This window comes from Pseudomonas sp. GW822-FHT07A10 (assembly GCF_058798795.1).
This window is the reverse complement of record NZ_JBXAKV010000008.1, coordinates 142,480-157,470: the sequence shown is the minus strand read 5'-3', so window position 1 is coordinate 157,470 and position 14,991 is coordinate 142,480. Positions and strand designations below refer to the sequence as shown.

Below are 14,991 nucleotides of genomic sequence, written 5' to 3'. Positions count from 1 at the left end.
CCCGCAACAACCAATCGCTTTATTATTATAAGAATCAACACTAGCCTGCTTGCTCTTACATCAACTAAGGGCAACACAATGACAGCATTAACCATTTTCTTTTGCGGTACCGGCTCGACAAAGTTCGACAGTCAGAACCCAACTTACTGGAACGGTGAATTGGTCTCGACACTGGCATCCCATCACGGTGGTCGCGAATTTGCCGAATGGGTCGTGATCGATGGTCCCGGCACCAGCAACCTGCAAGCTGACGAACTGTTCACCCAATCCAAGGATTATGGACTGAGCGGTACGCTGTTCGGCAAAGGCTGGGGAGAGAACGTCCAGCACGCCATCAACATCATCAAAGGCAAGTGCGACTGGGAGCGTGAGAAGCTGACTGAGACTGAATACAACCGACTCAAGGCTGCTGGCATTCCCATTGAAGACGTCATCGTCGAAGGTTCCTGGATGTGGCGCAAGTACAACTACGGCGACCGCAGCGTGACCCAACAGAAGTTACAGGAACAAATCATCAAGACCTTTCGTAAAGATGGAATTATCCCCACCAAAGTTAACTTGGTAGGTTGGAGTCGTGGCGGTATCAGTTGCCACATGCTGGCCAACGCCATGTTCAAGGACAGCGCCCTGAAGAACATCCCGGTGAATATTTTTGCGATTGATCCGGTGCCGGGCATCGGCAACTTTCAGGAAGACAAAGTAAAACTCAATACCAACGTAAAGGAATACGTCGGTTTCTACGCCCGAGACGAGCGCTCCAAAGGCTTCAGCTGCGTTATCCCACAAACGGCAACCGGCACCCGGACCCACATTTACCCCATGCCCGGCCGCCATGGCACGCTGGTCGGTAACGCCGCAGCAGACGGTGTCAGCGGCCCCAAAGCATTGGCCGAACCAGGGCGCATCGTCCGCCACTTCGCCGAAGTCTGCCTCCAGCGCTGGGGTGTGCGACTCAACAAGCCGCTGAACCTGACCCAGGCCGATCTGGATAACCTGCGCAAGACCATGGTCAACGACGAAGCCAAGTACCGGCTGATGCACAAGTATTCCTACACCTACTTCACCGAACTGGATCAAGGCGAACGCTACGTTTCGCTGGGCAGTAAAGGGGTCAACTTCTCAGCGGTTAAAGGCACGATCTACACGCCGACGACCGGGCTGACTACCAGCGTGCTGGATGGTGCAGCGTATCGGTCTATTTGTTGAAAACGATGGCGGATCGGTAGGAACGGCCTATGAAATCTTCATACCGTTCCTACAACAGAAGGCACCTTGTCGCCTATCGCCGCACTGTAGCTCAAATCTATAGTCGTAACCGTCGCTGCCAAATCAGCGGCTCGGGCTTGGTCACCCGAATGGTTCATATATGCGCGTCCGTTGTATGCTGCCGGCACTTCAAGTGCCTGCACGCTATATGGTGGCTGTGTTTGGGACGCTCTCGGGCGTGCCAGGAATGTGAGCCTCACTGGTTGACCAACCCGAACACAGTCCGCCTCCCATCGCTTGGTCACGATGGCGGCGGTTACTCCTGATGCATTTGAGGCTACAAACAATGAATTCATGGAAACCGTTCACCGATCGTTACCGCCCACTCCAATCCAATCTCACCGATACCCCGCCCCTGATCATCGACACAGAGGCCAATCCCCAAGACATCCTCGAAGCCGCCCTCCAGCGCATCCGAGCCTCCAGTGATCTACTCCAAACCCTGCACTGCCATTGCTTCAAGCAAGGCGATGTCGAAGACATTCCCCACATCACCCACGCGCTCTACTTGCTGACCCAAGACGGCTGCGACCTGCTGAAAGTCGCCCAGCAACGCATGATGGGTTGGAAAGCACCGGCCTAACGCCGAGTGAAGATCGTTCCCATGCTCCGCGTGGGAATGCCTCTACGGACGCTCCGCGCTCGACCCTTGGGACGCAGAGCATCGAAAGCCGTCATCGAACACTGGAGATAACCATGAGCATGTTTTTTGATGAGCTAATGGAAAGCGTGCAACAGATGAACGAAATCATCCGCGGCGGGCGTGAGCCTCCCCGCGAACTTCATGTTGATGCGTTGCAAGTCCAAGAAATTCGTATGGCTACCGATCTGACTCAGACCAAGTTCGCAGCGTTTATTGACGACCGACTCGCTGCAAAGTCAGGCTTAATCAGCCTCATCGATATACACCCAACGGACGATGCACCATGAATCTCGCCCCCAACTTCCCCGACGATCACGCCATGCACCTGCTCATGCAGCTACTGCACGAAGAACTCGGCCTGCCCGAACGCAAAACTATCAGCCTCACCACCTCGATCAACTTTGACCTGAACTGCGACGGCGCGGATGCGCGGCATCTGATGGAAGCGCTGGAAGAACAGTTCGCCATCGACTTCGTCGACTACGACGCGTATCGGTACTTTCAGCCTGAAGGGTTTGATGTGTTTCTCAAGCGCCGGGCGAAGGGTCGTGGCGACAAAGTGCCGCTGACCATTGGCATGCTCTATAAAGCAGTCAAGAAACAACGGTGGGGCACGCAGGAAGTGGAAGGGGTCTAGGGGATCTGATCAACAGAAGTGGAATTATTCTGGCTGCTTAGCGTGTTTACTGCGGGAATATTGCCAGTTATGCCTCAAGGGAACTGAATCAGCGCCCATAAAAAAGCCGCCCCAAAGGGCGGCTTTCTCATTACATCAAACCAACTCTTACAACTTCGGCCCAGCAGCCTTGATCGCGTCGCTCACGTCGAACTTCTTGAAGTTCTCAACAAACAACCCGGCCAGTGCTTTAGCAGCTTCATCGTAAGCAGCCTTGTCAGCCCAGGTGTTACGTGGGTTCAGCAGGCCAGTCTCAACGCCCGGCACAGCCAATGGCACGTCAAGGTTGATGGTGTCCAGGTGTTCAGTCTCGGCACCGATCAACGCGCCGCTCTGGATCGCTGCGATCACGCCGCGAGTAGTCGGGATGTTGAAGCGTTTGCCGACGCCGTAGCCGCCGCCGGTCCAGCCGGTGTTGACCAGGTAGACCTTGGAGCCGAAGCCGCGGATGCGTTTGATCAGCAGTTCTGCATATTCGCCAGCCGGACGCGGGAAGAACGGTGCGCCGAAGCAGGTGGAGAAGGTCGACTTGATGCCGCTGCCGGAACCCATTTCGGTCGAGCCTACCAGAGCGGTGTAGCCGGACAGGAAGTGGTAAGCCGCTTGTTCTTCATTGAGGATCGACACTGGCGGCAGCACGCCGGTCAGGTCGCAGGTCAGGAAGATCACTGCGTTTGGCTCGCCGCCCAGGTTCTTCTCGGAACGCTTGGCTACGTGCTCCAGCGGGTAGGCGGCGCGGCTGTTCTGGGTCAGGCTGACATCGGTGTAATCGGCGTGCTTGGCGTCGTCGATAACAACGTTTTCCAGGACTGCGCCGTGTTTGATGGCTTTCCAGATGACCGGCTCGTTCTTCTCGGACAGGTCGATGCACTTGGCATAGCAACCGCCTTCGATGTTGAACACCACGCCCTCGCCCCAGCCGTGTTCGTCGTCACCGATCAGGTAACGGCTTTCGTCGGCGGACAGGGTGGTCTTGCCGGTGCCGGACAGACCGAAGAACAGGGTCACGTCGCCCGCTTCGCCGATGTTGGCGGCGCAGTGCATTGGCAGCACGTCGGCGGCCGGCAGCAGGAAGTTCTGCACCGAGAACATGGCTTTCTTCATTTCACCGGCGTAGCGCATGCCAGCGAGCAGCACTTTTTTCTGCGCGAAGTTGATGATCACGCAACCGTCGGAGTTGGTGCCGTCACGCTCTGGCACGCACTCGAAGTTGGCGACGTTCAGAACTTGCCACTCTTCACGACCGGCCGGGTTGTACTGGGCCGGGTTGATGAACAGGCAACGACCGAACAGGTTCTGCCAGGCAGTCTGGGTAGTCATTTTCACGGCCAGGTAGTGCTCTTCAGCCGAACCTACGTGCACGTGGGAAACGAAATGCTCTTGCGCGTTGTTGAACGCCTCGACGCGAGCCCACAGGGCATCGAACTTGTCGGCCGGGAACTTGCGGTTGATCGGACCCCAGGCAATAGCGTCCTGGGTGGTCGGCTCTTCAACGATGAAACGATCGACTGGCGAACGGCCGGTACGGTGACCGGTGCGAACAACCAGCGCGCCGGTATCGGCAAGCTCGCCTTCACCGCGACTCAGGGCTTGTTTAACCAGATCATCAACACTCAGATCGGTGTACACGGCGTTATTGGCTTGCGTCATGAGGTTCCCCGTCGGCCAGTGGCCGAGTGCTCCAAACGTTTTGTAGTAGAAAGTCGTGCACTACTACCGCGAAAAAAGTGGGCCGGATTATGCCAGAAAAGCCCAAAAAGTGTAGGGCCCTCCCGTCAGAACGGCGTTATTCCGGCGCTAAGCAGTGAATTTACCTGCGCTGAAGCGTTTTAGTGACGGGTATCTGACGGCGTATCAACCCCTGCTCCGGCGAATAATTGGGTGATATCGGCCGCGTCGAACAGGTAGCGCTCGTTGCAAAATTGGCAATCGACCTCGATGCTGCCGCCATGTTCGACGACCAGCTGCTGCGCATCTTCCAGACCCAGACTGACCAACGCATTGCCCGAGCGTTCCCGGGAGCAACTGCAATGGAAGCGCAGTTTCTGCACATCGAACAGACGCACTTGTTCTTCGTGGTACAGGCGATGGAGCACGGTTTCGTTGTCCAGGCTCAGCAATTCGTCGGCGGTCAGGGTGCTGGCCAGGGCGGTGATGTGCTGCCAACTGGCGGCGCGATCTTCTTCATCTTTCAGACGGTCGGCAGGCAATTGCTGCAATAGCAGGCCACGGGCACGACGGCCGTCGGCGTACAGCTTGAAGCGGGTGCCAACCTGCTGCGACATGACGAAATAGTTGGTGAAGCAATCGGACAGGGTTTCACCGTCGAGATCGACAATGCCCTGATAACGCTGGCCTTGAGTCGGGTCGACCGTCAGCGCCAACACGCCATTGGGCATCAGGTCGGCGAGCGTCGCATCGGGCGCGATCTGCTCGGCGTCGTAGCGGGCCAGGCCGCGAATTTCGCGCTCGCTGGAGCACTCGATCATCAGCATCGGTACCGGGCCTTCGGAACGGGCCTGAAGAATCAGCAAGCCATCGAACTTCAAGGTGCCTACCAGCAACGCTGCAGCCGCCATCAGCTCGCCCAGCAGTTGCGCGACCGGCTCCGGATAGGTGTGTTTGGCGAGGACTTCGGCATAGCTACGCTCCAATGCCACCAGTTCGCCGCGGGTGTCGCTGTCATCGAAGATGAAGCGTTGGGTGTAGTCGGTATCCGGTAGATCGGTCATAGGTCTGGGTATCTGAAGTGGTGACAAAAAAGGTTACAAAAAATGAAACACGCTGTAGCAGCACTTTTGGGGGTGAGCTTAGCCATAGCGGCATTTTATGAACAATTCGGGGTTGTTCCAAGCAAGGTCAAACCTCGGTTTTCGACGAGCGGTGCTTTCACCTGCGAAATGCGCCGTGGGCGAATATCCCCCATATGGCTGCACAGGCAGGCGATTACAAGTCTGCGCCCGACGGCCGTCACGACTCGTCGTTGCTGCTGCCGCGAAACTTGAACAAATCCCGGCGCTGTTTCTTGCTCGGTTTGCCGTCGGTGCTCACGCCCAACGCCCCGGCCTTGCGCATGGCCGCCGCCGCTTCGCGCTTGGCAACGCTGGCTTCGGTTTCGGCATACAGAGCCTGGGCTTCCGGCGCGCCACGACGCACGATCGACAACGCCTGGACCACCACCGTGCGTTCCTCGAAGCCGGTGCGAATCTGAAACTCGTCGCCGATCCTCGGCTCCTTGCCTGGCTTGCAACGCTCGCCCCGGCAATGCACCTTGCCGCTTTCAATCGCGGCCTTGGCCAAGGCACGTGTTTTATAAAAACGCGCGGCCCACAACCATTTATCGAGACGGACCTTGTCGTCCTCTTCGCTTTTTTGTGCCATTGGATGACCTCATTCTGAAATATCGATGAACTGTACTACCGTTTCTGTCGTGCCATGAATCACAACGCTGTGGATTAGAATGCAGGCATTCCCCCCTGTTTGAGGGATGAAAACCCGGGCCGTAGATATCTGTCGCCTTTTACCCATTATTCTGCGTGAATACCGCGAATTCGGCCGCACACGGCCTGAGCGGTTTTTGCCGGTTGAGCACTTTTGAAGACATTTGACCATTTGACCGTTGTCGGTCTGCGCGAGTGGGTGGCGCTCCCGGATTTGGGAGTCGCGGGCCTTCGGGCAAAAATCGACACTGGCGCGAGTACCTCCAGCCTGCATGCCACCGACATCGAGCCGTTCGAGCGCGACGGCGAACAGTGGGTGCGCTTCACCGCGCACCTGGGCACGGTGGTGCAATTGCGTCACCGGCGCTGCGAAGCACCGCTGGTGACGATGAAAACCATTAAAAGCTCCAACGGCCACGCGCAGATGCGCTATGTGGTCAGTACCACCCTGGCCCTCGGTGATCGGGTCTGGCGGGTCGAGTTCACCCTCGCCTGCCGCAAGTCCATGCGTTATCGCCTGTTACTCGGTTCCAAAGCCCTGATCGACGGCCAGTTGGTGGTCAATCCGGGCATCAAATATGTACAAGACAAGCCGGTGTTCCCGGTATCTACCCTCTCCACAGGTGTTGCATGAAGATCGCTGTGCTGTCGCGGAATCCGCGTCTGTATTCCACCCGTCGCCTGGTCGAAGCCGGTGTAGAGCGTGGCCATGAAATGGTGGTGATCGACACCCTGCGCGCCTACATGAACATTGCCAGCCACAAGCCGCAAATCCACTACCGTGGCAAACCGCTGGAGGGTTTCGATGCGGTGATCCCGCGGATCGGCGCGTCGGTCACGTTTTATGGCTGTGCTGTGCTGCGCCAGTTCGAAATGATGGGGGTGTTTCCGCTCAACGAATCGGTGGCCATCGCCCGTTCCCGAGACAAACTGCGTTCCCTGCAATTGCTGTCGCGCCGGGGGATCGGTTTGCCGGTCACCGGTTTTGCGCACTCCCCGGATGACATTCCCGACTTGATCGAGATGGTCAACGGCGCACCGCTGGTGATCAAAGTGCTGGAAGGCACCCAGGGCATCGGCGTGGTGCTGTGTGAAACGGCGACGGCGGCGGAGTCGGTGATCGAGGCCTTCATGGGCCTGAAGCAGAACATCATGGTCCAGGAGTACATCAAGGAAGCCGGCGGCGCGGACATTCGCTGTTTCGTGGTCGGTGACAAGGTGATCGCGGCGATGAAGCGCCAGGCCAAGCCGGGGGAGTTTCGCTCCAACCTGCATCGCGGCGGTAGCGCGAGCCTGATCAAGATCACCCCGGAAGAACGCATGACCGCGTTGCGTGCGGCGAAGGTCATGGGGTTGGCGGTGGCGGGGGTAGATATCCTGCGCTCCAATCATGGGCCGCTGGTGATGGAAGTGAACTCGTCGCCAGGGCTTGAAGGGATTGAAACCACCACCGGGAAAAACGTGGCGGGGATCATCATCGAGCATCTGGAAAAGAATGGCGGGCCGAATATGACGCGGACCAAAGGTAAAGGGTGAAGCTTACTCAGTCCCTGTGGCGAGGGAGCTTGCTCCCGCTGGACCGGGCTGGCGCTCCAGGCCGAAGGACTCCCGAATCCGGCAACCGTGTTTTGCATTGAAATACGGTTGCCGGATCTCACGGTCGCTGCGCAACCGAGCGGGAGCAAGCTCCCTCGCCACAGAGGTTGTGTACGACGCTTAAACCGCATCCCGCGGCAACATCAACCCAAGCGGCAACCGAACCCGTGCTTCCAGCCCACCACCGGAGCGGTTGCGCAGCTCGACATTGCCGCCATGCATCGAGGCGATCCGTTTCACGATCGCCAGCCCCAACCCCGTCCCCTTTCCGCCCCGGGCCCGATCGCCACGGGTGAACGGGTTGAAAATCGCTTCCAGCTCCGATGGATCAATCCCCGCGCCGCGGTCCATGACACTCAGCACCACATATGGCGCACTGGTATCCCCGGACACATAAGCCGCCACTTCCACTCCGCTGCCAGCGTGATGCAGGGCATTACCGATCAGGTTGTTCAGCAACCGCTTCATCGATACCCGACGCAACGGGAACGGCTGGATCGGTTCCAGGCGCAAGTGCACTTTTTCTTCGTTCTGGTTGTACGGCGCGGCGACTTCGCGAACCAGATCGCTCAGGTCCACTTCTTCCACCAACTCGTCACGACCGTCGCGAATGAAGGCCAGGAACTGGTCAAGAATCGCGTCCATGTCTTCGATGTCGCGGATCATGTCGTCCGTCAGGTCGCTGTGATCACCCATCAGTTCCAGGGACAGCCGCAAACGGGTCAGCGGCGTGCGCAAGTCGTGGGACACCCCGGCCAGCATCAGCTCGCGCTCACGCCCTGCCTGTTCGACGTCTTCGGCCATCTGGTTGAAGGCGCGATAGACCTCGGCCATCTCGCTTGGCGTGTCGCTGATTGGCAGGCGCACACTGCGGCCCTGACCGAGTTGCCGCGCGGCATAGACCAGACGTTTCAATGGCTGATTGAGCTGGCTGACGAAAATCCACGCCGAGGCGGTGGACAGCAGGCCGATGGCGAGGAACCAGCCGAGTACGTTCCAGATTTTCTGCCCGCGCAATGGATGCGGGTACAGCGGCACTTTCAGCCAGCCATCGCCCAGGCTGGGCGCCCGGACCCATAAGGCAGGTGGCGAGTGCATGCGTAAACGCACCTCCGTATCTGCACCCAATTCGTCGCGCATCTGCCGCTGATAAATCGCGCTGTACGGCCAGTGCTGCTCACCTTCCGGCACGCCGGCGCCTACCACCCGGATCAGGGTCGCAGCATCGGCAATCTTCGCGCGGTTCTCTTCATCGGCGGCCCAATAGGCGCGCAGCGTCAGGGCGACGCCGTGGCTGTATTGACGATCCACCAGCACGTCTTCGTTCATCAACAGATAAACCAGGGTCAGCGCCTTGGAGAACAGGACGACGATCAGCACCAGCCACAGGGTGCGGGAGAAGAAGCTCTGGGGGAACCAAACAGGGGTTTTCATGGGTAACCGCTACACACTTGCAGGAGCGAGCGATGCTCGCATATTGCGGATCGCGAGTCTGCGGGAAAGGTCATCCGACCCGTTGCCCGCAGGACCCGCTCCTACAAATCACCGATCACTTCGTGGCGGCGCCATCCGGAACGAACACGTAGCCCACGCCCCAGACGGTCTGGATGTAGCGCGGCTTGGACGGATCGGGCTCGATCATCCGGCGCAGACGGGAGATCTGCACGTCGATGGAACGCTCCAGGGCATCCCACTCGCGGCCACGGGCCAGGTTCATCAGTTTGTCGCGGGTCAGCGGTTGACGGGCGTTCATGACCAGGGCCTTGAGCACCGCGAACTCACCGGTGGTGAGCATGTGCACTTTGTCGCCACGCTTGAGTTCGCGGGTGGCCAGGGACAGCTCGTAATCACCGAAGGTCACGCTTTCGTCTTCGCTGCCCGGCGCACCCGGCACCGGTGCGGCCTGGCGCCGCAGCACCGCTTTGACCCTGGCCATCAGCTCGTCCGGGTTGAACGGCTTGGCCAGGTAGTCGTCGGCGCCCAGTTCCAGGCCCTTGATGCGGCTCAGCTCGTCGCCCTTGGCGGTGAGCATGATGATTGGAATCTGATTGTTCGCCGTGCGCAGGCGGCGGCAGGCGGTCAGGCCGTCTTCGCCGGGCAGCATCAGGTCGAGGACGACCAGGTTGAACACTTCACGCGCCAGCAGGCGGTCCATTTGTTCAGTGTTCGGGACGGCGCGGGCACGGTAGCCCTTGCTGACGAAAAAGCGTTCCAGCAGGCTGCTCAGCCCTGGATCGTCGTCAACGATAAGAATTTTTTCGCCTTCAGCAGTTTGTGCAGTGCTGCTCATTGGATGCTCCTTTGATCTCGGCGCGCATTATGGCGTAGCTGCCGTTATACGCACCGTGTGCATTGTTAGCAGATTTTTCCTTCACCGCCAGAAAACCAGTCTTTTCGCCTACAGCCTGCAATGCCCCCGAATGACAGAACGCTGGTTATAATGCGCGGCCTTTTGTGTCAGGCAACGTCTGATCGTTATTGCCGGTAACCACTTTTTATTTTCATGGTGCTGGCAGTAATTGTTCGATTTCACGGGTCAACGGCAAGCCTGTTGATCCAGGTAGCGGCGCTCGCCAGGCCGCTCAACCAGACTCGCGAAGGCCCTATTTCCGCGCCTGCGAGCCTGCTTTCACAATTTGTCAGGTGGTTTTATGGACAGCATCAACAGCCGCATCGCCGAGGAACTCGGCGTCCGCCCACAACAGGTCGAAGCGGCCGTCGCGCTACTCGATGAAGGCTCCACGGTGCCCTTCATCGCCCGCTACCGGAAAGAAGTGACCGGCAGCCTCGATGACACGCAACTGCGTCATCTGGAAGAGCGTCTGCGCTACCTGCGAGAACTCGACGAACGGCGTATCAGCATCCTCGCCAGCATCGAGGAGCAAGGCAAGCTGACCCCTGCACTTGAGCGCGACATCAAGCTCGCCGACACCAAGACCCGCCTCGAAGACTTGTACCTGCCGTACAAGCAGAAGCGCCGCACCAAGGGCCAGATCGCCCTGGAAGCCGGCCTCGGCGAACTGGCCGACGGCCTGTTCAACGATCCAACCCTGAACCCGGAAACCGAAGCGGCGCGCTTCATCGACGCCGAAAAAGGCGTGGCCGATGTGAAGGCCGCCCTCGAAGGCGCCAAGTACATCCTCATGGAGCGCTTCGCCGAAGACGCCGGTCTGCTGGACAAGCTGCGCAATTACCTCAAGCAAGAAGCCACCCTCAGCGCCCGCGTGATCGCCGGCAAGGAAGAGGAAGGCGCCAAGTTCCGCGACTATTTCGAACACGACGAACCGCTGAAAAGCATGCCGTCCCACCGCGCACTGGCGATTTTCCGTGGCCGCAACGAAGGCATTCTCAGCTCCGCGCTGAAAGTCGGTGACGAGCTGCCGGGCACCATGCACCCGTGCGAAGGCATGATCGGCCAGCAATTCGGCATCCAGAACCAGAACCGCGCCGCCGACAAATGGCTGGGCGAAGTGGTGCGCTGGACCTGGAAGGTCAAGCTCTACACCCACCTGGAAACCGACCTGCTGGGCGAGCTGCGCGACGGCGCGGAAACCGAAGCGATCAACGTGTTCGCCCACAACCTGCACGACCTGCTGCTGGCCGCGCCGGCCGGCCCGCGTGCCACCCTGGGCCTCGACCCGGGCCTGCGCACCGGCTGCAAGGTGGCCGTGGTCGACGCCACCGGCAAGCTGCTGGACCACGCTACGGTTTACCCGCACGTGCCGCACAACAAGTGGGACCAGACCCTCGCCGTGCTCGCCGCCCTGTGCGCCAAGCATTCGGTGGACCTGATCGCCATCGGCAACGGTACCGCCAGCCGCGAAACCGACAAACTGGCCGCTGAACTGATCAAAAAATACCCAGCCATGAAGATGACCAAAGTCATGGTCTCCGAGGCTGGTGCATCGGTTTACTCGGCCTCGGAACTGGCTTCCAAGGAATTCCCGGATCTGGACGTGTCGATCCGTGGCGCGGTGTCCATCGCTCGTCGCTTGCAGGACCCGCTGGCCGAGCTGGTGAAAATCGATCCGAAATCCATCGGCGTTGGCCAATACCAGCACGACGTGTCGCAGCTGAAACTGGCGCGCGGCCTGGACGCAGTGGTCGAAGACTGCGTGAACGCCGTGGGCGTGGACGTGAATACTGCATCCGTGGCGCTGCTGGCGCGCATCTCCGGCCTCAACGCGACCCTGGCGCAGAACATCGTTGCCCACCGCGACGAGCACGGTGCGTTCAAAACCCGTGCGGCATTGAAAAAAGTCGCCCGCCTGGGTGAAAAAACCTTCGAACAGGCCGCCGGCTTCCTGCGCGTAATGAATGGCGACAACCCGCTGGATTCGTCGGCGGTTCACCCGGAAGCCTATCCGCTGGTGCAGCGCATTGCTGCTGAGACCGACCGCGACATTCGCTCGCTGATCGGCGACGCCGCGTTCCTCAAGCGCCTGGATCCGAAGAAGTACACCGACGAAACGTTCGGCCTGCCGACGGTCACCGACATTCTGCAAGAGCTGGAAAAACCTGGCCGCGACCCGCGTCCCGAGTTCAAGACCGCCGAGTTCCAGGACGGCGTCGAAGACCTCAAGGACCTGCAACTGGGCATGATCCTCGAAGGCGTGGTTACCAACGTGACCAACTTCGGTGCCTTCGTCGACATCGGCGTGCATCAGGACGGTCTGGTGCACATTTCCGCGCTGTCGGAGAAGTTCATCAAGGATCCACGCGAAGCGGTGAAGGCCGGTGATGTGGTCAAGGTGAAGGTCATGGAAGTCGATATCCCACGCAAACGCGTCGGCCTGTCGATGCGCATGAGCGATACACCGGGCGAGAAGATCGACGGTGCCCGTGGTGCACGTCCGGGGTCGGCTCCGCGCCAGTCCCAGAACACCGCGCCGCGCAAGGAAACCCCGACAGCGGCTCCGACCAACAACGCCATGGCGTCGCTGTTTGCCAACGCCAAGCAGTTGAAGAAACGTTGATGGAGATCCCGGCCGGCTTGACCGAAAGCGCATTTTTCAAGCTGCTGGGGTGTCGCTTGCACAGCCTGGACACCGGGGTGGCGCAAGTCGCCCTGGCGCTGGAGCCACAGTTGCGCAATCGCGGCGGCAAGCTGCACGGCGGGGCCTTGTTCAGTCTGGTGGACATTGCCATGGGGCTGGCCTGCTCCAGCACCCACGGTTTTGACCAGCAAAGCGCGACCATCGAGTGCAAGATCAACTACATCCGCGCCGTCGCCGACGGTGAAGTGATGTGCACGGCCAGGGTGATCCACCCGGGCCGTCGCACGCTTGTCGTCGAGGCCGACGTGATGCAAGGCGACAAACTGGTCGCAAAAGCACAAGGCACGTTCGCTGTCCTGTAGCCCCCAATCATCAATTTGAGTTAATTTCGGCGCTGTGACTGCAGCGTCGGAGTTTTCTCTGCGCGCGATAGCCAGATTCAGGGAATGAAGTTGGCCTTTCAGTACGAGCCTGTATGGCCCAAGAACCAGGCGAAAACGCCAGTTTCAACTTCACCCTTGTAGACCGTCTTGCCCACCCCCATATTGGGGCGACTGACGCGTGAAGGAATCCAACTTGAGCGAACTTCTCAACCGCCGCCTGGCTCTGCTCGGCGAGCGCGCTAACCTCTCTCTGCTCGAACAGTGCCTTCACGGCATCGAACGTGAATGCCTGCGCGTGACAGGCGAAGGGCGCCTGGCGCAAACGCCGCACCCCGAAGCATTGGGTTCCGCGCTGACCAACGAACAAATCACCACTGACTACTCCGAGTCGCTGCTGGAGTTCATCACGCCGGCCATGCCAGACCCGGCGGATACGCTGGCGAGCCTGGACAAGATTCACCGGTTTGCCTATAGCAAACTCGGCGACGAGTACCTGTGGAGTCCGTCGATGCCGTGCCCGTTGCCGGCGGAGGAAGACATCCCGATCGCCTATTACGGCACCTCCAACATCGGTCAGCTCAAGTATGTCTATCGCAAGGGCCTGGCCCTGCGTTACGGCAAGACGATGCAGTGCATCGCCGGGATTCACTACAATTTTTCCCTGCCGGAAAAGCTCTGGCCGCTGCTTAAAGAGGCTGAAGGCTTTGTCGGCACCGATCGCGATTATCAGTCGTCGGCCTACATCGCACTGATCCGCAACTTCCGTCGCTACAGCTGGCTGCTGATGTACCTGTTCGGCGCCTCGCCGGCGCTGGACGCCGGCTTCCTGCGCGGTCGCTCGCACCAACTGGAACAGCTGGACCCGGACACTTTGTACCTGCCGTACGCCACCAGCCTGCGCATGAGCGATCTGGGTTACCAGAGCAACGCCCAGGCCGGTCTGACGCCGTGCTACAACGACCTGACCAGCTACACCGACAGCCTGCGCAAAGCGGTGGCTACGCCGTATCCAGCGTACGTCGAGGTGGGGACGCACAAGGACGGTGAGTGGGTTCAGCTCAACACCAACATCCTGCAGATCGAAAACGAGTACTACTCCAACATCCGCCCCAAGCGCGTGACCTACACCGGCGAACGGCCGATTCAGGCGCTGGTGGCCCGCGGTATTCAATACGTCGAAGTCCGCTGCCTGGACATCAACCCATTCCTGCCGATGGGCATCGACCTCACCGAATCACGGTTCCTCGACGCATTCCTGCTGTACTGCGCGCTGAACGACAGCCCACTGCTGACCAGTACCAGCTGCGGTAACGCAACGTCGAACTTCCTCAGCGTGGTCAAGGAAGGTCGTCGTCCTGGCCTGCAATTGCAACGCGACGGGCAAGCGGTGGACATGAAGGAATGGGCCGGCGAATTGCTGGAGAAAATTGCACCATTGGCGGCGCTGCTGGATCAGAGCCATGGCGGCGATGCCCACAGCAAGGCGCTGGACGCCCAAATGGCCAAGGTCCAGGACTCGTCCCTGACGCCATCGGCCCAGGTGCTGGCGGCGATGGCCGAACACAAGGAAAGCTTCGCCCAGTTCTCCTTGCGCCAAAGCCAGGTGCATGCGGAGTTTTTCCGCAGCGAGCCGCTTTCAGGTGTAGAACAAGCCAGGTTTGAAGAGTTGGCGCGTTCGTCGTTGGCTCAACAGGCTGAACTTGAACAGAACGAAGTCGGCGATTTCGATGTGTTTGTCGGGTCGTATCAGGCGAGCATTCTGGCGATCAGCAACTAAACTGCCAGAGCAGGTCCCCCTGTGGCGAGGGGGCTTGCCCCCGTTGGACTGCACAGCAGTCCCAAAAACGACACGCGCAATATTTCGGATAAATCGAGTCGCCTGCATCACGACTGTGCGCAGCCGAACGGGGCAGTGGCGGCGTTCCGACAAGCCCCCTCGCCACAACCGCCTTCCCTTAGAATTTTCCGCTCATATGCTAATTCTAAAAAG

At 59.5% G+C, this 14,991-nt stretch carries 14 protein-coding genes; 9 read left to right on the top strand and 5 right to left on the bottom strand.

Features of this window, described 5'->3' with window-relative positions; translation table 11 throughout:
• Nucleotides 1–78 precede the first annotated feature (78 nt).
• From AC1RL4_RS15495 to AC1RL4_RS15480, 4 genes are all read left to right on the top strand, one after another.
• Nucleotides 79–1,206 carry a hypothetical protein gene (locus AC1RL4_RS15495; RefSeq protein WP_028939576.1) on the top strand — a complete coding sequence of 376 codons (1,128 nt, stop codon included), beginning with the start codon at nt 79–81 and terminating at the stop codon, nt 1,204–1,206.
• A 346-nt stretch (nt 1,207–1,552) separates the two neighbouring features.
• Entirely contained in the window at nt 1,553–1,849 is a 297-nt protein-coding gene (locus AC1RL4_RS15490) for a hypothetical protein (RefSeq protein ID WP_019581748.1), read from the top strand.
• 113 nt (nt 1,850–1,962) lie between these two features.
• Nucleotides 1,963–2,196, top strand: coding sequence for a hypothetical protein (locus AC1RL4_RS15485; protein WP_019581747.1), 234 nt, complete (start codon nt 1,963–1,965; stop codon nt 2,194–2,196).
• A complete protein-coding gene (locus tag AC1RL4_RS15480; protein ID WP_493119649.1) occupies nt 2,193–2,546 on the top strand; it encodes a DUF1493 family protein in 354 nt (117 codons plus the stop codon). The genes AC1RL4_RS15485 and AC1RL4_RS15480 overlap by 4 nt, the downstream gene beginning before the upstream one ends.
• Before the next feature lie 147 nt (nt 2,547–2,693).
• On the opposite strand, the gene AC1RL4_RS15475 is transcribed toward AC1RL4_RS15480, so the two are convergent.
• The 3 genes from AC1RL4_RS15475 to AC1RL4_RS15465 all read right to left on the bottom strand — a co-directional run bounded on the left by AC1RL4_RS15475 (nt 2,694) and on the right by AC1RL4_RS15465 (nt 5,966).
• The gene (locus AC1RL4_RS15475) at nt 2,694–4,235 is read right to left on the bottom strand and encodes a phosphoenolpyruvate carboxykinase (protein WP_019581745.1); all 1,542 of its coding nucleotides are present in this window, start codon (nt 4,233–4,235) and stop codon (nt 2,694–2,696) included.
• A 179-nt stretch (nt 4,236–4,414) separates the two neighbouring features.
• Nucleotides 4,415–5,317, bottom strand: a complete 903-nt coding sequence (hslO, locus tag AC1RL4_RS15470; RefSeq protein ID WP_018929315.1) for an Hsp33 family molecular chaperone HslO — start codon at nt 5,315–5,317, stop codon at nt 4,415–4,417.
• Nucleotides 5,318–5,555: 238 nt separating this feature from the next.
• Nucleotides 5,556–5,966, bottom strand: coding sequence for an RNA-binding S4 domain-containing protein (locus AC1RL4_RS15465; RefSeq protein WP_230173998.1), 411 nt, complete (start codon nt 5,964–5,966; stop codon nt 5,556–5,558).
• Nucleotides 5,967–6,179: 213 nt separating this feature from the next.
• Here AC1RL4_RS15465 and rimB point away from each other — a divergent pair, with 213 nt between their 5' ends.
• Together rimB and rimK are read left to right on the top strand one after the other, a co-directional pair.
• The gene (gene rimB / locus AC1RL4_RS15460; protein ID WP_018929317.1) at nt 6,180–6,659 is read left to right on the top strand and encodes a retropepsin-like aspartic endopeptidase RimB; all 480 of its coding nucleotides are present in this window, start codon (nt 6,180–6,182) and stop codon (nt 6,657–6,659) included.
• Nucleotides 6,656–7,561: a 30S ribosomal protein S6--L-glutamate ligase gene (gene rimK / locus AC1RL4_RS15455; RefSeq protein WP_018929318.1), complete on the top strand. Its 906-nt coding sequence runs from the start codon at nt 6,656–6,658 to the stop codon at nt 7,559–7,561. The genes rimB and rimK overlap by 4 nt, the downstream gene beginning before the upstream one ends.
• Before the next feature lie 180 nt (nt 7,562–7,741).
• Here rimK and AC1RL4_RS15450 read toward each other — a convergent pair whose 3' ends face one another.
• Together AC1RL4_RS15450 and ompR are read right to left on the bottom strand one after the other, a co-directional pair.
• Nucleotides 7,742–9,055: an ATP-binding protein gene (locus tag AC1RL4_RS15450; RefSeq protein ID WP_019581743.1), complete on the bottom strand. Its 1,314-nt coding sequence runs from the start codon at nt 9,053–9,055 to the stop codon at nt 7,742–7,744.
• A gap of 115 nt (nt 9,056–9,170) precedes the next feature.
• Nucleotides 9,171–9,911, bottom strand: a complete 741-nt coding sequence (gene ompR, locus AC1RL4_RS15445) for an osmolarity response regulator transcription factor OmpR (protein ID WP_007939544.1) — start codon at nt 9,909–9,911, stop codon at nt 9,171–9,173.
• A gap of 361 nt (nt 9,912–10,272) precedes the next feature.
• Between ompR and AC1RL4_RS15440 the strand changes: the two genes are divergently transcribed.
• The 3 genes from AC1RL4_RS15440 (at nt 10,273) to gshA (ending at nt 14,778) form a co-directional block, all read left to right on the top strand.
• On the top strand, nt 10,273–12,597 hold the full coding sequence (locus tag AC1RL4_RS15440; protein ID WP_019581742.1) for a Tex family protein: 2,325 nt from the start codon (nt 10,273–10,275) through the stop codon (nt 12,595–12,597).
• The gene (locus tag AC1RL4_RS15435) at nt 12,597–12,980 is read left to right on the top strand and encodes a PaaI family thioesterase (protein WP_018929320.1); all 384 of its coding nucleotides are present in this window, start codon (nt 12,597–12,599) and stop codon (nt 12,978–12,980) included. Before AC1RL4_RS15440 ends, AC1RL4_RS15435 begins: the two co-directional genes overlap by 1 nt.
• Nucleotides 12,981–13,194: 214 nt before the next feature.
• The gene (gshA, locus tag AC1RL4_RS15430) at nt 13,195–14,778 is read left to right on the top strand and encodes a glutamate--cysteine ligase (protein ID WP_493119643.1); all 1,584 of its coding nucleotides are present in this window, start codon (nt 13,195–13,197) and stop codon (nt 14,776–14,778) included.
• The last annotated feature ends 213 nt before the right edge of the window (nt 14,779–14,991 follow it).